General features: G+C 62.9%; 19 protein-coding genes and 4 pseudogenes. 15 read left to right on the forward strand and 8 right to left on the reverse strand.

Annotated elements, in window-relative coordinates:
• Positions 1–82 precede the first annotated feature (82 nt).
• Positions 83–382 carry a copper-binding protein gene (locus tag ACVIIW_RS34635; RefSeq protein ID WP_456704811.1) on the forward strand — a complete coding sequence of 100 codons (300 nt, stop codon included), beginning with the start codon at positions 83–85 and terminating at the stop codon, positions 380–382.
• Between the two features lie 167 nt (positions 383–549).
• Here ACVIIW_RS34635 and ACVIIW_RS34640 read toward each other — a convergent pair.
• Positions 550–850 (reverse strand): annotated as a pseudogene (locus ACVIIW_RS34640) (PQQ-dependent catabolism-associated CXXCW motif protein); the annotation flags it as partial.
• Complete coding sequence (locus ACVIIW_RS34645; RefSeq protein WP_456705339.1) at positions 847–1,683, reverse strand: substrate-binding domain-containing protein; 837 nt, start codon at positions 1,681–1,683, stop codon at positions 847–849. The gene ACVIIW_RS34645 and the pseudogene ACVIIW_RS34640, both read right to left, overlap by 4 nt.
• A gap of 169 nt (positions 1,684–1,852) precedes the next feature.
• Between ACVIIW_RS34645 and ACVIIW_RS34650 the strand changes: the two are divergent.
• Both ACVIIW_RS34650 and ACVIIW_RS34655 read left to right on the forward strand, forming a co-directional pair.
• Positions 1,853–2,099: pseudogene (locus ACVIIW_RS34650) on the forward strand (quinoprotein relay system zinc metallohydrolase 2); the annotation flags it as partial.
• A 4-nt stretch (positions 2,100–2,103) separates the two neighbouring features.
• Positions 2,104–2,190, forward strand: a pseudogene (locus tag ACVIIW_RS34655) (quinoprotein dehydrogenase-associated SoxYZ-like carrier); the annotation flags it as partial.
• A gap of 49 nt (positions 2,191–2,239) precedes the next feature.
• Here the strand turns inward: ACVIIW_RS34655 and ACVIIW_RS34660 are convergent.
• Positions 2,240–2,599, reverse strand: coding sequence for a hypothetical protein (locus ACVIIW_RS34660; protein WP_456704812.1), 360 nt, complete (start codon positions 2,597–2,599; stop codon positions 2,240–2,242).
• Positions 2,600–2,719: 120 nt separating this feature from the next.
• Between ACVIIW_RS34660 and ACVIIW_RS34665 the strand changes: the two genes are divergently transcribed.
• Genes ACVIIW_RS34665 through ACVIIW_RS34680 form a run of 4 tightly spaced genes read left to right on the forward strand, consistent with a single transcriptional unit; the run spans position 2,720 to position 5,505 of the window.
• Positions 2,720–3,667 carry an ABC transporter substrate-binding protein gene (locus ACVIIW_RS34665; RefSeq protein WP_456705340.1) on the forward strand — a complete coding sequence of 316 codons (948 nt, stop codon included), beginning with the start codon at positions 2,720–2,722 and terminating at the stop codon, positions 3,665–3,667.
• A 1-nt stretch (position 3,668) separates the two neighbouring features.
• Positions 3,669–4,406, forward strand: coding sequence for an ABC transporter permease (locus tag ACVIIW_RS34670; protein ID WP_456704813.1), 738 nt, complete (start codon positions 3,669–3,671; stop codon positions 4,404–4,406).
• Entirely contained in the window at positions 4,396–5,106 is a 711-nt protein-coding gene (locus ACVIIW_RS34675; protein ID WP_456704814.1) for an ABC transporter ATP-binding protein, read from the forward strand. Before ACVIIW_RS34670 ends, ACVIIW_RS34675 begins: the two co-directional genes overlap by 11 nt.
• Before the next feature lie 48 nt (positions 5,107–5,154).
• A complete protein-coding gene (locus ACVIIW_RS34680; RefSeq protein WP_456704815.1) occupies positions 5,155–5,505 on the forward strand; it encodes a hypothetical protein in 351 nt (116 codons plus the stop codon).
• 10 nt (positions 5,506–5,515) lie between these two features.
• Here ACVIIW_RS34680 and ACVIIW_RS34685 read toward each other — a convergent pair whose 3' ends face one another.
• The 4 genes and pseudogenes from ACVIIW_RS34685 to ACVIIW_RS34700 all read right to left on the reverse strand — a co-directional run.
• Entirely contained in the window at positions 5,516–5,725 is a 210-nt protein-coding gene (locus ACVIIW_RS34685; protein ID WP_456704816.1) for a hypothetical protein, read from the reverse strand.
• A gap of 102 nt (positions 5,726–5,827) precedes the next feature.
• Complete coding sequence (locus ACVIIW_RS34690; protein ID WP_456704817.1) at positions 5,828–6,730, reverse strand: hypothetical protein; 903 nt, start codon at positions 6,728–6,730, stop codon at positions 5,828–5,830.
• Between the two features lie 24 nt (positions 6,731–6,754).
• Complete coding sequence (pqqA, locus tag ACVIIW_RS34695) at positions 6,755–6,835, reverse strand: pyrroloquinoline quinone precursor peptide PqqA (RefSeq protein WP_456705341.1); 81 nt, start codon at positions 6,833–6,835, stop codon at positions 6,755–6,757.
• 171 nt (positions 6,836–7,006) lie between these two features.
• Positions 7,007–7,216 (reverse strand): annotated as a pseudogene (locus ACVIIW_RS34700) (calcium-binding protein); the annotation flags it as partial.
• 400 nt (positions 7,217–7,616) lie between these two features.
• On the opposite strand from ACVIIW_RS34700, the gene ACVIIW_RS34705 reads away from it, so the two are divergent.
• From ACVIIW_RS34705 to ACVIIW_RS34715, 3 genes are read left to right on the forward strand one after another with little or no spacing between them, the layout of a single operon-like run.
• Positions 7,617–9,281, forward strand: coding sequence for a methanol/ethanol family PQQ-dependent dehydrogenase (locus ACVIIW_RS34705; RefSeq protein WP_456704818.1), 1,665 nt, complete (start codon positions 7,617–7,619; stop codon positions 9,279–9,281).
• A gap of 12 nt (positions 9,282–9,293) precedes the next feature.
• The gene (locus tag ACVIIW_RS34710) at positions 9,294–9,647 is read left to right on the forward strand and encodes a c-type cytochrome (RefSeq protein ID WP_092237969.1); all 354 of its coding nucleotides are present in this window, start codon (positions 9,294–9,296) and stop codon (positions 9,645–9,647) included.
• A complete protein-coding gene (locus tag ACVIIW_RS34715) occupies positions 9,644–10,570 on the forward strand; it encodes a substrate-binding periplasmic protein (RefSeq protein ID WP_456704819.1) in 927 nt (308 codons plus the stop codon). The genes ACVIIW_RS34710 and ACVIIW_RS34715 overlap by 4 nt, the downstream gene beginning before the upstream one ends.
• A gap of 179 nt (positions 10,571–10,749) precedes the next feature.
• On the opposite strand, the gene ACVIIW_RS34720 is transcribed toward ACVIIW_RS34715, so the two are convergent.
• On the reverse strand, positions 10,750–11,718 hold the full coding sequence (locus tag ACVIIW_RS34720) for a helix-turn-helix domain-containing protein (protein WP_456704820.1): 969 nt from the start codon (positions 11,716–11,718) through the stop codon (positions 10,750–10,752).
• Between the two features lie 506 nt (positions 11,719–12,224).
• Here ACVIIW_RS34720 and xoxF5 point away from each other — a divergent pair.
• The 5 genes from xoxF5 (at position 12,225) to ACVIIW_RS34745 (ending at position 17,416) form a co-directional block, all read left to right on the forward strand.
• Positions 12,225–14,030: a lanthanide-dependent methanol dehydrogenase XoxF5 gene (gene xoxF5, locus ACVIIW_RS34725; RefSeq protein WP_456704821.1), complete on the forward strand. Its 1,806-nt coding sequence runs from the start codon at positions 12,225–12,227 to the stop codon at positions 14,028–14,030.
• Positions 14,031–14,136: 106 nt separating this feature from the next.
• On the forward strand, positions 14,137–14,625 hold the full coding sequence (locus ACVIIW_RS34730) for a c-type cytochrome, methanol metabolism-related (RefSeq protein ID WP_456705342.1): 489 nt from the start codon (positions 14,137–14,139) through the stop codon (positions 14,623–14,625).
• A gap of 61 nt (positions 14,626–14,686) precedes the next feature.
• A complete protein-coding gene (locus ACVIIW_RS34735; protein WP_456704822.1) occupies positions 14,687–15,796 on the forward strand; it encodes an S-(hydroxymethyl)glutathione dehydrogenase/class III alcohol dehydrogenase in 1,110 nt (369 codons plus the stop codon).
• A gap of 32 nt (positions 15,797–15,828) precedes the next feature.
• Complete coding sequence (gfa, locus tag ACVIIW_RS34740) at positions 15,829–16,389, forward strand: S-(hydroxymethyl)glutathione synthase (RefSeq protein ID WP_456704823.1); 561 nt, start codon at positions 15,829–15,831, stop codon at positions 16,387–16,389.
• Positions 16,390–16,963: 574 nt separating this feature from the next.
• Positions 16,964–17,416 (forward strand): (2Fe-2S)-binding protein, encoded by a 453-nt coding sequence (locus ACVIIW_RS34745; RefSeq protein ID WP_456704824.1) that lies wholly within the window; start codon positions 16,964–16,966, stop codon positions 17,414–17,416.
• Position 17,417: the final 1 nt, after the last annotated feature.

Consider the following 17,417-nt stretch of genomic DNA (forward strand, 5'->3'; position numbering starts at 1 on the left):
TAATGTTTGGCGCGCTATCTGCGGGAACCAAATCGATCTAGGATGGCTTGTCGATGTGAATCTCTGGAAACGGGAGGCCTCGATGGGAACAGCAAGATTCATCTTCGCGGGCGCTGCAGCCGTCACCATGCTCGCATCCAGCGCTTTTGCTGACGACATGACCGGAATGGTCACTCGAATCGATCGTCTCAACAACACGATCTCGATCCAGCAGATGCAGACGGGCACGGTCGGCGGCAGTGCCGGTGGCGTCGGCGCGCTCCAGCAGTACAAGGCCAAGGACGCTGCGATGCTGGATGCCGTTCACGCCGGTGACAGGGTGACCTACACCGCAACGAACACCGACGGGTCGGGCACACTGACGAAGCTGCAGAAGCAGTAGGCGGATCACCCGTCGAGGGCTGCGATACTGCACCCACACCATCATCGCGAGCGCAGCAAAGCAATCCTGAGTTCCTCCACAGAACGATTCTGGATTGCTTCGCTACGCTCGCGATGACGTGGAGAAAGCCGGGCTCACTGCTCCGGCCGCGGCTCGGGCTGCGCTTCCTCCGGCAGCCAGATGCTGCCGAGAATGTCTTTGCGCGGTGCATCTCGCCACACGGTACCTGCCCGAAGGTTCTTGAGCTTCGGGGTCGCGGCAACACGTCGATGAAGGCACCGTTCTTCGCGCGCCAGATCGCCTCGGCCTGCGCCGTCGTCAACACGCGCGCACCTTGCAGCGTCGCCGCACGGGCGCGCGGTCATTGTCGGTCCGGTAGCCGTCGGGCTCGGACGGCTTCTGCTGCTGCGCCGATGCCGGCGCCAAGAGCGCGACGGCGACGAGCGCAGCGGCAAGAGGCCATCTCATGGCGCTTTCCTGGCCGCCTCCGCGCCGAGCGGCCGGTCGTTCTCATCGAGCAGCGGCACGCCGAAATCGATCAGGATCTTGTTGATCTCGCCCTGGTTCTCCTGGATCAGCTTGTTGAGCAGCCGCTTCCAGTTCTGGTCGGCGGGGCGCACGCCCATGCCGATGCGATAGACCAGCTTCGGCCCTGCGGTTTCCTTCACCAAGGGCGTGATGTGCAGCGAGCCGGCCTTCTTGGCGTAGTACCCTGCCATCGGTCCCCACAGCACGCCGGCGTCGATCTTGCCGGCGGTGAGATCGTCGATCATCGCCTGTGCGGAATTGTCGTAGCGCGTGTCGATCATCAGCGGATAGGGCTTGGCGTCGCTCATCAGCCCGGCGATCGCCATGTTGGTCGCCGGCGGTGTGCCCGCGATGATACCGACGTGCTTGCCTTTGAGCCTGGGATCCTCGAGCGTATCGACATCCTCGAGTCCGCCACCGGCCTTCGCGACCAGCGCATAGGTCGTGCGGTAATAGGGATTGGTGCCCTGCACGACGTCGTCGCCTTGCGGGAAGCCCATGATGACGTCGCAGCGGTGCGCTCCCAGGGTCATGCGGACGAAGCCTGTCGCCTGCGGGAAGAACACGTACTCCAGCTTCTTGTGCAGCTTGTTCGCGAACAGCTCCGCAAGCTTGTTCTCGATGCCCTCACCCTTCTCGTTGGAGAACGGCATGTTGCGCGGATCGGCACAGACACGCAGCACCTTGGGATCGACCAGCTCGAACGAAAGGTCACCACCGTCAGTCGTCTGCGCGCTGGCGACATCGCCCATCGCACAAGCCGCCACCATCATACACACTGAAATCAACCAGCGACGATGCCGATCGGCTTCCATCGCGCTTCCTCCTCATTCCATTCGAATGCAATCCATGCAACGCGGGATGCGCCATGTCCGCCAAGCCTTGTGTTGGCTTTGTCGTGTTGCAGCGCAGTGCGGCAAGCCCTGAAACTGAGGCGAAAACGTGTCTCGTCTCGCGTCAAGGATCGCAGTCCTGTCCCTGCTCGGAACAGCGACGTTAGCACGCGCCCGGGACTGCCGAATTGCCTGTAAGCGAAGTCGCGCCGGGAATCTTCGTGCACTCGGGGACAATCACCCTGATGACGCGCGAAAACGAGGGCGATATTGCCCATGTCGGCTTCATCGTCGGGACGGAAGCGGTGGCCGTCATCGACACCGGCGGCAGCTTGCGTGAGGGCGAGGAATTGCTGGCATCCTAATTTGCGCTTCACCTGTGTCTCCAACGGCGCCAGGCGTTTTCGCGCGGAGGCCAAGGACACGGATGGTCACGTCAACCGTCATGGCCGGGCTTGTCCCTGCCATGACGAATGCGGTTGGCACGGCGCCTTGATCAGAAGCACCTCACCTCGGCCTCGGCCTGCGCGCGGCGCAAATCATTCACCGCCGAATTCGCCTGCTCTGACGTCCGGAACTGGGCGCCGAGATTGCCGCGGACCTGGGACATGCTGAGCGCAGTCTCGGCGGTGACGTAACGGTCATAGGGAACGATCGAGGCGACGACATCGACCGAGCAAGAACATTGCTCGATCGCCTGCCGCGTCTCGCCATTGGCCTTCATGCAGCCATAGACATATTCCGCGCGCGCCGAGGTCGGATAATCATTGGCCTCCTCGGCCCGGGAGGCATAGGCGGTCGCCGCAAGCACGACCACGGCGGCGACGATCGGTCGTACCTGTCCCGCAAGACTCATGAGCGTCCTCCCGCTGGTTGCGATGGAAGCTATGCTATGCGTATTGTCCTGAAAAGCACTCTGTCAGAGGAAGCGGCTCACAAGGTGATGAGAGTTTTGGCACGAATATTGGCGCTCGCGATGATGCTGGCACTGACGCCGGGCATGCGGGCCCAGGCAGCTGATGTCATCCGCCTGGCGGTCCAGAAGACCGGAACGTTCGCCTGGGAACTAGCGACGATCCGCGAGGCCGGGCTGGATAAGGAGGCCGATCTGTCGCTGGAAGTGACCGAGCTTGCGAGCCCGGAGGCCGGCAAGATCGCGCTCCGCGCCGGCAATGCCGATATCATGCTGTCGGACTGGCTGTGGGTGTCGCGCGAGCGCGCGCTCGGCGCCAAGCTCACCTTTTATCCCTATTCGAGCGCGCTCGGCGCGGTGATGGTGCCCGCTTCCTCCCCGATCAAGACGCTTGCCGACCTCAGAGGCCGCAAGCTCGCCGTCGGTGGCGGTCCGATCGACAAGAGCTGGCTGCTGCTGCAAGCACGTATGAAGCAGGACGGCATCGACCTGAAATCGGATGCGACCATCGTCTATGGCGCGCCGCCGCTGATCGCCGCCAAGGCGCTCGAAGGCGAGACGGATGCGACCCTGAATTTCTGGAATTTCTGCGCCCAGCTCGAGGCCAAGGGCTTTCGCCGCCTCGCCGGCATCGAGGAGATTCTGCCGAAGCTGGGCGTCGAGGGCGCTGTCTCTGCCGTCGGCTACGTCTTCGACGAGAGCTGGGCCGCGAGCCATCGCGACGCCGTGGCGCGCTTCGTCGCCATGACGCGCAAGGCCAAGCAGTTGCTCGTCACCTCGGACGCAGCCTGGGACAAGATTGCGCCGCTCACCGGCGCGACCGGTCCGGCTATGCTGAAGACTTACCGCGATCGCTATCGCGACGGCATTCCGCGCCGGACCATCAATGATGAGGAGGCGGATGCGCGCGTGCTGTACCGCGTGCTGGCCGGGATCGGCGGCCGTGACCTTGTCGGGCCGGCGGCCGAGCTCGATCCCGGCACGTTCTATCATGCAGCTCCCGGAGATTGAGGTGCTGCGCCTTCTCTCGTTCGTCCTCTTCGTTGCGATCTGGTGGACCGCCGCATTGTTCGTCGGCGGTGCCAAGCTGCCCTCTCCGCCTGCGGTACTCAACGTCATCATCGCGGACGCCGCGAGCGGGGCGCTGTTCCTGCATCTCGGCGCCACGCTGGCGCGCGTCGCATTGTCTTTCGTGCTCGCGATGTCCGTCGGCAGCGCCATAGGTTATCTGATGGGCCGGGTGAAGCTCGCGGACCGGCTCGGCGATCCCTGGCTGATCCTGCTGCTCAACCTGCCGGCGCTGGTGGTGATCGTGCTGGCCTATATCTGGGCCGGCCTCACCGAGGCCGCGGCGATCGGGGCGATCGCCATCAACAAGCTGCCGACCGCGGTCGTCACGTTGCGCGAGGGGGCGCGCGCGCTCGACCGTTCGCTCGATGAGATGGCGACCGTGTTCGCGATGCCCCGCTGGCGCGCCTTCCGCCACGTCGTGCTACCGCAGCTTGCGCCCTATCTCGCGGCCTCCGCCCGCTCCGGCCTCTCGCTGGTGTGGAAGATCGTTCTGGTCGCCGAGCTGCTCGGACGGCCGAACGGCGTCGGATTCGAGATCGGTGTCGCCTTCCAGCTGTTCGACACGCCGCGGCTGCTCGCCTATTCCCTGACCTTCGCGGCCGTCGTGCTCGTGATCGAGACCGCGCTGGTGCAGCCGTTCGAGGCCCGCGCAACGCGGTGGCGGCGCCGTGCGGCTTGAGGTCGAGATCACCGGCAAGACTTACAGAAGTGCCGCGGGCGGAACGCACGAGGTGCTTTCGCCCGTGAAATTTGGCTTGCAATCCGGCGAAGTCGGCGTGCTGATCGGTCCGTCCGGCTGCGGCAAGAGCACGATGCTGCGCATCATCCTGGGGATCGACCGCGATTTCGGCGGCCGTGTCAGGCGCCCCGCGGAAGCGCGAATCGGCATGGTGTTTCAGGAGCCGCGGCTATTGCCGTGGCGCACCGTCGAGCAGAACGTACGGCTGGCGGCGCCTGATGTTTCCGATGCCAGGCTTGCCGAGCTGTTCAGGATACTGGAGCTCGAGGCGCATCGCAGCCACTTCCCCGGCGAATTGTCGCTCGGCCTCGCCCGGCGTGTTGCGCTGGCGCGCGCTTTTGCAGTCGAGCCCGATCTGCTCGTGCTGGACGAGCCCCTCGCCTCGCTCGACGACGCGCTCGCCGGCCGCCTGCGCGACGAGATCGCGACGCTCGTCGCGAGTCGCTCGGTGATGACGCTGCTGGTGACCCACAGCCTCGAGGATGCGATCCGTCTCGGCGACCGCCTGTTCTTTCTCTCGCCGCGCCCGGCGCGCATCGTGCAGGACGTGCCGATCTCGATTCCGCGCGCCGAACGCAGCGAAGCCGAGCTTGCGAGGATCAAGGCTGAGCTCGCGGCGTTGCCGCTTGAATCGACATGAGAACTCGTGGTCAACTGCATCAATGAGATCGTCCCGAGGAGGTCACCAATGCGCCGTCAGCTGATCGCGATTGGCATTTTGTTGGCTATGCCAGGCACAGCGCTCGCGCAGACCAAGGGCAAAGGCATCCGTCTCTGGAATCTCACGAGCGAGACGATCTCCGGCTTCCAGCTTGCGCCATCAGGCAAGACCGACTGGGGCCCGAACCAGTGCCTGAACGACGAGGACAAGGAGGTCGATCACGACGAGCGGCTGCGCATTACCGGCGTCGAACCCGGCCGCTACGACGCCAAGGTCACCTATCCCAATTCCCGGCAATGCGTCGTCCGCGACATCGAGATCAAGGCCGATGCGGTGTTCTCGATCGCGGACAAGGATCTGAAGGACTGCACGAAGTAGCAGGCGCGCCTCACGCCTTGTCATGTGTGTGCGGATATTCGCAACGCCAGCGCACCGCCCGCCATTTCGGATGCTCGCCGATCCATTGCGCGATATGGGGCGGCGCCGCCATCGAGCATTGCGCCGGTGAGCCGCCGAAGTCGAACACCAGATGCAGCTCCTCGCAGGTCGCAGGCGAGAGCACCACACACACAGTCACCACCAGGTCGATCGGGTTCATGCCGGGATCCTCGCGCGGGAGCGATTGAGACGAGCACAATAGGCTACGCTCCGGGCTGCGGGTAGTTTCATTCGGTGCGAGACGGGCCGGCAAGCCGCGTAGCTAGAAGTTGATCCCGAACACCAGCCGCGCCTGATGGCGCTCGAAATTGACCAGGTCGAGATTGGCCGCTGATCCCGCGGGACGGCCCCAGGCCTGCATGCTCCAGCTCAAGGTGAGCCGCGATTGCTCCGAGAGCTGGAAATAAGCAGTCGGTCCGACGAACAGCGCCTGCCCCGAGAGCGCGCCGAGACCGATGCCGTCATATTGGCGGAAGTAACGCATCTCACCGCCGAGCAGCATGGTTGGGCTCACGCGCACCATGCCGGCGAACGCGGCGCCAACCGTCGAGCTCTTCTCGGACAGCCGCGACACCTCGAAGCGCGCCCATTCCGGCTGGTAGACCAGATTGAGCGCGCCGACGACAAAGTTCGGGATCAGCTCGCGGTCAAAGGCCAGCGTGAAGTCGGTGCCGTACATCCGCCCTTTCGCGCCGCTGACCTCGTCGATGCGATCGCCATGGGTCTCCGAGGCGATCGTGAAGCCGAACGGCGCGGTCACGTGATCCAGCAAGCGATAACGCAGGTCGAGCGAGAAACCCTGGAAGTTGAACTGGCGGCGGTCGTCGACATCAGGGACGCCGGTGATGTCGTGCATCGTCGCCGTGCCGCCGGCCTCGATGCGAAAGTTCGGCAGCGGCACGATCTCGATCTCGACCTCCTCGCCGAGCGCGCGATAGGTGCCGCTGCCCTTGCCGAAGCGTCCTGTCGTCTGAGTCTGGAATTCGCGCTCGCCGGGATTACCGACGTCACTGCCGATCATGAAGCCGAAGATGTGCTCGGTATCGAAGCCCTCTTCGGCGCTCGCACATGCCGGCGCGAGCGCAGCCGTGCAGGCCAGGGTCCAGCGGATGTGGGCTCTCGTGCGCATCCCTGACACTACCACGGCTTCGACGGCATCTGCCATCGAAGCCGCGGCAGGTCGTCAGTCCTACTGGCGCGCAGCGCAGGCGTACATGTTGATTTCCATGCCGACCGGCACTTCCACGATCTTCGGAGCTTTCCAAGCCATTCGGGGTCTCCCCAAGTATTGAGCGCGACATCGCGCCGGCCAAAACCTAGGGCTGGGTCAGGCACGGCGCAAGTCTGGAATTGGACCGCAGACACAGCGAACCATCGCGCAACACACGCAAATTTCGCTCTCGGGCAAATCGCCTTCGCTCCCAGTCAAACGTGGTGGCTCTCAACGCAACAGCCGGAGAAGCGCGCGACCTGCGCGCGAATTCAACTCCTTCGCATCCAGCGTTCCATCCCCGTCGGGATTCGCCGCGTTGAAACGCTGCTCGACCACGGCCAGGTATTCGTCGAGCGTGAGCGTGCCGTCGTGATCGGGGTCGTCGGCAGCGGCGAGCTCTTTCGCCGTTAACCGTCCGCGGGGTTCGCGCAAGCGCAAGCGCAATTGAGCGACGCGCCATCATTTGGACCTCCCTGATCGTGAGCCGATTCGCGCGGGCATGGAATGACATAAGTCCACAAGGATGCCGCGGTTCAAGTCCGGAACCGCTGGCCGTTCAGTGCACGACTGGCGAACCCCTACGGCTCCAGCGCGCGCCCGTCGCAAGCCCTGCATCACGCCACGGAATTTTTTCAGCGCCTGCACACAAGTGGGAGTTGCAAGTGGGGGGCCAAGTGAGAGTTGCAAGTGAGGGTTGATCGTCAGGTTTCCGTCAGGTGACCGGCTTCCGGCGCCAAAATATCGGCAGTGCACTCTCGACTTTCGTATTGACGTGTTTTGCTTTCCAACGGAGTGTTGTTCCTGCAGCGCCAAAAGGCGCGCCTATTGGGAGGAACGGATGAAACGTTTTGCGATGGCCGCGAGCCTCGTCATATCCGCATGCTCGGTTGCGAGCGCACAGACGACCGATCAACTGGTCAAGGGCGCAACCGATACATCGAACGTTCTCAACTACGGGATGGGTTACAATCTCCAGCGGTTCTCGACGCTGAACCAGATCAACAAAGACACCGTCAAGAACCTCGTCCCGGTCTGGAACTACTCCTTCAACGACGATCGCAGCGAGGAATCGCAGCCGCTGGTGTACCAGGGCGTGATCTACGTGACCTCACACAATGCGACCATGGCGGTCGATGCCAAGACCGGCAAGCAGATCTGGAAATCCAAGATCGAATATCCGGCCGAGACTCCACGCATCGTCTGCTGCGGTATCATCAATCGCGGCGGCGCGCTCTACGAAGGCAAGCTGTTTCGCACCACGCTCGACGCCAACGTGATCGCGATCGACACCAAGGACGGCAAGGAGCTGTGGCGGCAGAAGGCGGCCGACATCAAGGAAGGCTATTCGATGACGGTGGCGCCTCTGGTCGCCGACGGCGTCGTCATCACCGGCATCTCGGGCGCCGAGTTCGGCACCCGCGGCTTCATCGACGGCTGGGATCCGGCCACCGGCAAGCATCTCTGGCGCACCCATTCAATCCCCTCGCCGGACGAGCCCGGCGGCGACACCTGGAAGGGCGATACCTGGAAGCTCGGCGGCGGCTCGACCTGGATCACGGGGTCTTATGATCCCGAGCTGAACACGGTGTATTGGGGCATCGGCAATCCCGGCCCGTTCAACGCGGCCGTGCGCCCCGGCGACAACCTCTACACCTGCTCCGTGCTGGCGATGGATCCCAAGACCGGCAAGATCAAGTGGCACTACCAGTTCTCGCCGAACAATCCGTTCGACTATGACGCGGTGGCCGAGATGGTCCTCGCCGACATGAACGTCGAGGGCAAGCCGACCAAGGTGCTGATGGACGCCAACCGCAACGGCTTCTTCTACGTGCTCGACCGCACCAACGGAAAAGTGCTTGCCGCCAATCCTTACGTGAAGGTGAATTGGGCGAGCGGCGTCGACCTGAAGACGGGCAAGCCGATCGAGACCGACGTCGTCAAGGACGCGCGCGACGGCAAGAAGGTCACGGTCTACCCGTCGATCCTCGGCGGCAAGAACTGGGAGCCGATGTCGTTCAATCCTCAAACCGGCCTCGCCTACGCCAACACGCTCGCCTTTGGCGGCAGGTACAAGTCGGAACCGGTCACATTCAAGCAGGGTGAATGGTATCTCGGCATGGACCTGACCGATCCCTGGGAATGGGGCGACGGTGCGCGCGGCCATCTGAAGGCGATCGACCCGATGACCGGCAAGGCGAAGTGGGAAGCGGCAAGCGACATTCCGCGCTTCTCCGGCGTGTTGTCGACCGCCGGCGGCGTCGTGTTCACGGGTTCGCTGACCGGCGAGTTCGAGGCCTTCGACGCCGACAGCGGCAAGAAGCTGTGGCAGTTCCAGACCGGCTCCGGCATCGAGGGGCAGCCGGTGACCTGGCAGCAGGATGGCGTGCAGTACGTGGCGGTCACCTCCGGTTACGGCGGCGTCTACTCGCTGTTCTCCGGCGACGAGCGGTTGGCCAAGGTGCCACCCGGCGGCTCGCTCTGGGTCTTTGCGGTGAAGCAGTAACGGCAAGATACGTTGAGAGACACATCTCACAAGACGGTGGCGATCCTCGCCACCGTCGCGGTGCTGACGGTCGCGCTTGCGGCGACCGCTCGTGCCGCGGATGATTCAAATGGCAATCCGCTGCAGGCGCAGATCGACCATGGCAAATCGACCTATGCCGAAAAGTGCTCGCACTGCCACGGCCCCAACATGATGAATTCCGGCACCATCACGCCGGACCTGCGCGCCTTCCCTGATGACAAGACGCGCTTCGTCACCACCGTAAAGAATGGCAAGAACAACAAGATGCCGCCCTGGGGCGACATTCTGAGCGATGATGATATCGGAAATCTCTGGGCCTTCATTTCAAGTCGGAGGAAGCCATGAGGAGCCGATTGGCGGCGCTTGGTCTCGTTGCGATGCTTGCAGCGCCAGCGACGGCGGCCCGGGCGGCTGATCCCCTCAGCGTCTGCCTCGACGAGGATCGACCGCCGCTCTCGGCGCATCACAAGGGCAAGCCCGACTCGGGCTTCGACGTGCTGCTGGCGCACGCGATCGCGGACCGCTTGGGGCGACCGCTCAGGATACAATGGTTCGAGAGCAAGCTGGATGAGGATTCCAGCCCCCAGCTCGAGGCCAACGCCCTGTTGTCCGACGGGCGCTGCTCGCTGATCGGCGGCTACGCGCTGACCACGGATTCCCTGGTCAAGCCCGGCATGAAGACGGCTCGCTTGCCGGATTTTTCCGGCGCCACGCGCGACGACCGGCGCCGCCGCGTCGCACTCGGGGTGCTCGCGCCCAGCCAGCCTTATGTCTATTCGCCCATGACGGTCGTGCTTGGGCCGAAGGCGCGCGACCGCAAGATCGGCGATATCGGCGATCTCGCCGGTCTTCGCCTTGCGATCGAAAGCGGATCTTTGGGTGACGCCATCCTGATGACCTTCGACAAGGGACGGCTGATCGACAACATTACTCATCTCGTCCCCGGCCGCGACAATCTCATGGGTGCGCTCGATCGCGGCGACTATGACGCGAGCCTGATCGACCTCGCTCGCTTCGACGCGTATCGCGCCGGGCATGCTGACACGGCCATCACCGCCTCCGGTTACTACTATCCGATCGGCGCCAATCGCGGCTATGTCGGGCTTGGCAGCGATCCGGCATTGATCGAGTCCGTCGACAAGGCACTGACGGATCTTGCCGCCGAGGGCAAGATTGCCGAGTTCGGCCGGCAGGCCGGCCTGACTTATTTGCCGCCGCATGAGCCTGCGATCCTCGGCGACGTCTGGACCAGGATCATTCAGCGATGAGCGGAAACGCTCTTCGGTCCGGGACGAGCCGACAGCGGCGCTGGCGCGATCGGCGCATTCGTCGGCGTGCCCCTGGGCTTCCTCGCCGGCCTAGCCCTGACGCAAAACCGCGTCTGTCATGCGCTCGCGGTTCTCCCCGCCACGCTGGAGCGGAATGCCGTGAGCGACTCGAGTGCGGCCTAGGTCTCGTCCGCCGCGACCACGCCATGCTGTCCCTTGTGGATCGATGACGGCACCACGCCAAAATATTTCCGGAACACGCGGCTGAAATGCGATGAGCTGGAGAAGCCCCAGGAGAACGCGACGTCGGTGATGGTTTTGCCGCCGTGAGCCTCGAGCTCCTGGCGGCAGTTCTGCAGGCGCGCCTGCCAGATGTAGTCGCTCACCGTCGTACCGCGCTGGGAGAACAGCATGTGCAGATAGCGCTTGGAGCAGCCGAGCTCGGCGGAGATCTGGTCGATGCACAGATCGGCATCGCGCAGATGCTCGCGGATGAAAAATTGGGCGCGCACATACATCGCTTCTGGCCCGACCCGATCGAACATCGTGTCGGCTTCGCGCAGCGGCAGCAGCAACAGATCGATCAACGAATCGGCAACACCGGCTGCGCTGTTGGCCGACAGCTTCGCCGCCTCGTCGAACGTGGCATGGACGAAATCATGGGCGATTCGTCCCGTCCCCGTCTTCGCCGTCAGCTTGCAAGCCGGCATGCGCTGCGACGGGAAACCTCGATCGCGCAACAACGCCTTCGGCACGATCACCACGTCGTGGCGCGTGAAGGCGGGGCTGACGATCAAGTGCGGGCAGGAGACGTCATAGGCGATGATGTCGCCCGGATTCAGCTCGATGTGGCGGCCCTCCTGCTCGAAATAGGACACGCCGTAGGTCTGGAAGTGGATCTTGATGTAAGGGTGTTCGTTGGCCTTGGCGCGCGCCAATGTGTGCGCGATGCGATGCTGGCTCACTTCGATCTGGCAGAGCTTCAGGCGCGAGACCGTGGTGTAGTCGATACGGCCTTCGAGCGATGAGGCTTCCAGCGGATCGACATCGAAGTGACCACACAGGCTCGTCAGTCCGTCGATCCAGCTCTGGACCTGTCGCTTCGGCGTCAACCCGGTCGTCGAGAGCGTGTGAATTGTGTCGGACATCGACCCAGCCACTGGCGTTACCCGGAGATTCGACGCCAATCGCGGCCTGAGCCTGCTGGAGCCCTCAGCCATGACCGCGTGACGTTTACCTCGAATTTGTGTGGTCTTTGAAACGAGCGCCATCGTTCCTTTGCCACCCCTGAATGTTAATCCTCCGCCTTAGTTGCAGCGTCGTCAAGGGAAACCTGATCGTTGAGCGCCGCGCCGCACCGAAGCCGCTGAATTCGCTGCCGCAAAACCAAAAACTTCGCCTTCGTGCGCTGTCGAGCAAAGCGGGTTCACTCTTGGGCAAGTCTCTCGTTGACGAAGTCGTTAGGGATTGCGGCAGGAACAAAAAGAACGGGCCGCTCCTGCACGCGCCCATGGCTCTCATTACGAGGAGGAAACAGCACAGCATCGTTTCCGGTCCCCAACGTGACCGCCCTGCACGAGCAGACGCCGGACGCAATGCCCGGTGACTAAACAATGCTTCGCAAACAATAAACGCGACCAACGGAGGAATGACTATGCGCAAGGTGCTACTGGCGACCTTTCTTGGCTCTGCGGCGGCTCTCGCCGTCGGGAGTGCGTCAGCCAATGACGAGCTGATCAAGATGTCGCAGAACCCGAAAGACTGGGTGATGCCGACGGGCGACTATTCCAACAACCGCTACTCCAAGCTGAACCAGATCAACGCGCAAAATGTCGGCAAGCTCCAGGTCGCCTGGACCTTCTCGACCGGCGTGCTGCGCGGCCACGAAGGCGGCCCGCTGATCATCGGCAACATGATGTACGTCCATACGCCGTTCCCGAACAAGGTCTATGCCATTGACCTTTCGCAGGACAACAAGATCGTCTGGAAGTACGAGCCGAAGCAGGACCCGAACGTGATCCCGGTGATGTGCTGCGACACGGTTAACCGCGGCCTGGCCTACGGCGACGGCAAGATCTTCCTGCATCAGGCCGACACGACCTTGGTCGCACTCGACGCCAACGACGGTCAGGTTGCGTGGACCGCCAAGAACGGCGATGCCAGCAAGGGCGAGACCGGAACCTCGGCGCCGATGGTCATCAAGGACAAGGTGCTGATCGGCATCTCCGGTGGTGAGTTCGGCGTTCAGGCCCATATGAGCGCCTACGACATCAAGACCGGAAAGCTGGCCTGGCGCGGCTATTCGGAAGGCCCGGATGACCAGATCCTGGTCGACGACAAGACCACCGCCCTCGGCAAGCCGATCGGTAAGGACTCCAGCTTGAAGACCTGGCAAGGCGATCAATGGAAGATCGGCGGCGGCGCCACCTGGGGCTGGATCTCCTACGATCCGGAGTTGAACCTCGTCTATTACGGATCGGGCAATCCCTCGACCTGGAATCCGAAGCAGCGTCCCGGCGACAACAAATGGTCGATGACAATCTGGGCGCGTAACCCGGACACCGGCGTCGCCAAATGGGTCTATCAGATGACGCCCCACGATGAATGGGACTATGACGGCGTCAACGAGATGATTCTCTCGGATCAGTCGATCAACGGCCAGTCCCGCAAGCTGCTGACGCATTTCGATCGTAATGGCCTCGGCTATACGCTCGATCGCGCCACAGGTGAGCTCCTGGTCGCCGAAAAGTACGATCCGAAGGTGAACTGGACCTCCGGCGTCGACATGGACAAGAACTCGGCCACCTATGGTCGTCCGAAGGTGCTCGACGCGGCTTCGACCGACAAGGCGGGTGAAGACCACAACGTGAAGGGCATCTGCCCGGCCGCGCTCGGCACCAAGGACGAGCAGCCGGCAGCCTACTCGCCGGACACGCAGCTATTCTACGTCCCGACCAACCACGTCTGCATGGACTATGAGCCGTTCAAGGTGAGCTACACCGCCGGCCAGCCCTATGTGGGTGCGACGCTCTCGATGTATCCGCCGCAGGGCGATACCAACATGGGCAATTTCATCGCCTGGGACGGCAAGACCGGCAAGATCGTCTGGTCGAACAAGGAACAGTTCTCGGTCTGGTCGGGTGCACTCGCAACCGCCGGCGGCGTGGTGTTCTACGGCACGCTCGAAGGCTACCTGAAGGCTGTCGACGCCAAGACCGGCAAGGAGCTCTACAGGTTCAAGACTCCTTCCGGCATCATCGGCAACGTCACCACCTATGAGAACGCCGGCAAGCAGTACGTGGCCGTTCTCTCCGGCGTTGGGGGCTGGGCCGGCATCGGTCTGGCAGCGGGTCTGACCGATCCGAACGCGGGCCTGGGCGCGGTCGGCGGCTATGCGGCGCTCAGCAACTATACCGCGCTCGGCGGTACACTGACCGTGTTCTCGCTGCCGTCGAACTAGCCTCACGTTCTCATCGCTCCGGCGCGTGGATCAACTCCACGCGCCGGCTCGTCAGATGCCTTTCGAGGAACACCTCTTGCGTAAAATCTGCTCTGTCATTGCCGCCATCATCTGCGTTGCATCCGGGGGAATTGCCGTTGCCGACGGCTCGGGGGATCCGGCTGCCGTAAAGCAGAACGAAACCGGCGAATGGCTCGATAAGGACGGCAATCCGACCTACAAGATCAACGGGGACACCGTGGACTGGTACACCTATTCGGGATATCGCCGCTACCATTCGGATTGTCACGTCTGCCATGGCCCGGATGGCATGGGCTCGACCTATGCGCCCGCATTGAAAGATTCGCTCAAGACCATGAGCTACGCCGACTTTTTGGGCACCGTCGCCTCCGGCCGCAAGAACATCTCGACCGCCGCAGAGAATGTGATGCCAGCCTTCGGCGATAATCCGAACGTCGCCTGCTACATGGACGATCTCTACGTCTATCTGCGTGCCCGCTCCAACGACGCCTGGGGCCGCGCACGTCCGGGCAAGCATGAGGACAAGAACGACGCCTATACCAGGGATGAAGACTCGTGCATGGGCAAGAAGTGAACGTTTGCAGCCTGCCAGAGACTTGAGACTTGGCATCCAGAGAGAATCTGAGGAGTTACCGATGAAGACACGTGCCGCCGTCGCTTTCGAAGCCAAGAAGCCGCTCGAGATCGTCGAGGTCGATCTGGAGGGGCCGAAGGCCGGCGAAGTTCTGGTCGAGATCAAGGCGACGGGCATCTGCCATACCGATGCCTACACACTCGATGGTCTCGACAGCGAAGGCATCTTCCCGTCGATCCTCGGCCATGAGGGCGCCGGCATCATCCGTGAGATCGGTGCAGGCGTGACCTCTGTGAAGCCGGGTGATCATGTCATTCCGCTCTACACGCCGGAATGCCGTCAGTGCAAAAGCTGCCTGAGCCAGAAGACCAATCTCTGCACCGCGATCCGCGCGACGCAGGGCAAGGGGGTGATGCCTGACGGCACCAGCCGCTTCTCCTACAAGGGCAAGCCTATCTATCACTACATGGGCTGCTCGACCTTCTCGAACTTCACCGTGCTGCCGGAGATCGCGGTGGCGAAAATCCGCGAGGACGCCCCCTTCGACAAGAGCTGCTACATCGGCTGCGGCGTCACCACCGGCGTCGGCGCCGTCGTCAACACTGCGAAAGTGACGCCGGGCTCCAACGTCGTCGTGTTCGGCCTCGGCGGTATTGGCCTGAACGTGATCCAGGGCGCCAAGATGGCCGGCGCCGACAAGATCATCGGCGTCGACATCAACGACTCCAAGGAAGAATGGGGCCGCCGGTTCGGCATGACCGACTTCGTCAACCCGAACAAGATCACCGGCGATATCGTCCCGCATCTGGTGACCCTGACCGACGGCGGCGCCGATTACACGTTCGACTGCACCGGCAATACCAATGTGATGCGCCAGGCGCTGGAAGCCTGCCATCGCGGCTGGGGCACCTCGATCATCATCGGCGTTGCCGAAGCCGGCAAGGAGATCGCCACCCGTCCGTTCCAGCTCGTCACCGGCCGCAATTGGCGCGGCACCGCCTTCGGCGGCGCGCGCGGCCGCACCGACGTACCAAAGATCGTCGATTGGTACATGAACGGAAAAATCCAGATCGATCCGATGATCACCCATACGCTCAAGCTCGAAGACATCAACAAGGGCTTCGACCTGATGCACGAGGGAAAATCGATTCGTTCAGTCGTCGTGTTCTAGCTCGCAAGCGTAACACCAAGGAGGATCTACCTATGGCTTCACTGCATCCCTCGATCGACAATGGCCTCAAACAAGGCACCGGCCACTTTGCCGGCGGCACGCTCGCCTGCAAATGCAGTGACCATCAGGTCAAGGTCGGCATCAAGGGCGACGTGGCGCACAACCACGCCTGCGGCTGCACCAAGTGCTGGAAGCCGCAGGGCGCGACCTTCTCGGTCGTCGCGGTCGTGCCGCGCCAGAACGTCACCGTGCTCGAGAACGGCGACAAGCTCCAGATCGTAGACGCGTCCGCGGTGATCCAGCGGCACGCCTGCAAGGCCTGCGGCACCCACATGTTCGGCCGCATCGAAAACCAGAATCATCCGTTCCATGGCCTCGATTTCGTCCATCCGGAGCTGTTCCAGGAGCAGGGCTCGCAAGCGCCGCAATTCGCCGCCTTCGTCTCCTCGGTGATCGAGTCGGGCGTGAAGCCGGAGCAGATGGCCGGCATCCGGTCGCGGCTGAAGGAGATCGGTCTCGAGCCTTATGACTGCCTGTCGCCGGCGCTGATGGATGCGATCGCGACCCACGTCGCGAGTGCCAAGGCTGCCTGAGCTGGACCTTCTGAACAAGGCCGTCCCAAGATGCCTCGAGCTCGAACGATCTCGGCATATCGACGCCTGTGCACGTTGCGTATGCGATCGCTTTCCGCTCCCTCAGTCCTGGTCTCTGAATGACTGCGCAGTGCCGCCTTCTTCCTCCTTGAAGTCAGCGTGCCCCTGCGATTCTCCCTCCCTCGACTGAGGACAACTGCTTCGTCCGCACAGTCCCTCTGGCGGACGAAGCTTTTTTCGTTGCATCTTCGCTCTTGACGCCACGAGTTGGCGCGCCCTGCTTTTGACAAACCCGGATGCAATCTGTTCACGTTGAGAACACTCGGCTGTGAATGCCGATGCGGCTCGATCTCTGCTACGGTCTCGTCGTCACGATGCCGCGAGTTCAATCAATCAAGAACAAGACGAGAGGTATCGAGCACATCCGGACATTGCGATTCGCTTTCCAGCCCCCTGCCGAGACCTGCTTGCGTGGGACGACGGGCTGGAGCGCGGTCACACGACCCTACCGACATTGCGCCGACCGAGATCGGCGATGTTGAAATCAGCAAGCTTATGAAGAGCGAGGACGATCATGATCAAGGTGAAGATCAACGGGCAGGAACAGAGCTGGGACGGTGACCCGGATCTCCCGCTACTCTGGTTCCTGCGCGACGAAGCCGGCCTGACCGGCACGAAATTCGGCTGCGGCCAGGCCCTGTGCGGCGCCTGCACCGTCATCGTCGACAAAGAGGCGGTGCGCTCCTGCATCACCTCGATCAGCGACGTCGCCGGACGCGAGGTCACCACGATCGAGGGGCTGCATCCGGATGGCGATCATCCCGTGCAGAAGGCCTGGCGCCAGGTCAATGTCCCCCAATGCGGCTTCTGCCAGGCCGGCCAGATCATGCAGGCGGCTGCACTGCTGACGGAGAATCCCAAGCCGTCGCACGACCAGATTCGCGAGGCGATGTCAGGCAATATCTGCCGCTGCGGCTGCTACCAGCGCATCGAGAACGCCATCCATCTCGCGTCGATGGAGGTGTGAC

The organism is Bradyrhizobium sp. USDA 4449 (assembly GCF_054056275.1).

Coding starts and splice junctions, on each gene's coding strand:
- ACVIIW_RS34685 (WP_456704816.1), bottom strand. CDS start 5,725: ATGAACCCGATCGACCTGGTGGTGACTGTGTGTGTGGTGCTCTCGCCT.
- pqqA (WP_456705341.1), bottom strand. CDS start 6,835: ATGGCTTGGAAAGCTCCGAAGATCGTGGAAGTGCCGGTCGGCATGGAA.
- ACVIIW_RS34665 (WP_456705340.1), top strand. CDS start 2,720: ATGATGCTGGCACTGACGCCGGGCATGCGGGCCCAGGCAGCTGATGTC.
- ACVIIW_RS34745 (WP_456704824.1), top strand. CDS start 16,964: ATGATCAAGGTGAAGATCAACGGGCAGGAACAGAGCTGGGACGGTGAC.
- ACVIIW_RS34720 (WP_456704820.1), bottom strand. CDS start 11,718: ATGTCCGACACAATTCACACGCTCTCGACGACCGGGTTGACGCCGAAG.
- ACVIIW_RS34705 (WP_456704818.1), top strand. CDS start 7,617: ATGAAACGTTTTGCGATGGCCGCGAGCCTCGTCATATCCGCATGCTCG.
- ACVIIW_RS34680 (WP_456704815.1), top strand. CDS start 5,155: ATGCGCCGTCAGCTGATCGCGATTGGCATTTTGTTGGCTATGCCAGGC.
- ACVIIW_RS34635 (WP_456704811.1), top strand. CDS start 83: ATGGGAACAGCAAGATTCATCTTCGCGGGCGCTGCAGCCGTCACCATG.
- ACVIIW_RS34690 (WP_456704817.1), bottom strand. CDS start 6,730: ATGGCAGATGCCGTCGAAGCCGTGGTAGTGTCAGGGATGCGCACGAGA.
- ACVIIW_RS34735 (WP_456704822.1), top strand. CDS start 14,687: ATGAAGACACGTGCCGCCGTCGCTTTCGAAGCCAAGAAGCCGCTCGAG.
- xoxF5 (WP_456704821.1), top strand. CDS start 12,225: ATGCGCAAGGTGCTACTGGCGACCTTTCTTGGCTCTGCGGCGGCTCTC.
- ACVIIW_RS34715 (WP_456704819.1), top strand. CDS start 9,644: ATGAGGAGCCGATTGGCGGCGCTTGGTCTCGTTGCGATGCTTGCAGCG.
- gfa (WP_456704823.1), top strand. CDS start 15,829: ATGGCTTCACTGCATCCCTCGATCGACAATGGCCTCAAACAAGGCACC.
- ACVIIW_RS34645 (WP_456705339.1), bottom strand. CDS start 1,683: ATGATGGTGGCGGCTTGTGCGATGGGCGATGTCGCCAGCGCGCAGACG.
- ACVIIW_RS34660 (WP_456704812.1), bottom strand. CDS start 2,599: ATGAGTCTTGCGGGACAGGTACGACCGATCGTCGCCGCCGTGGTCGTG.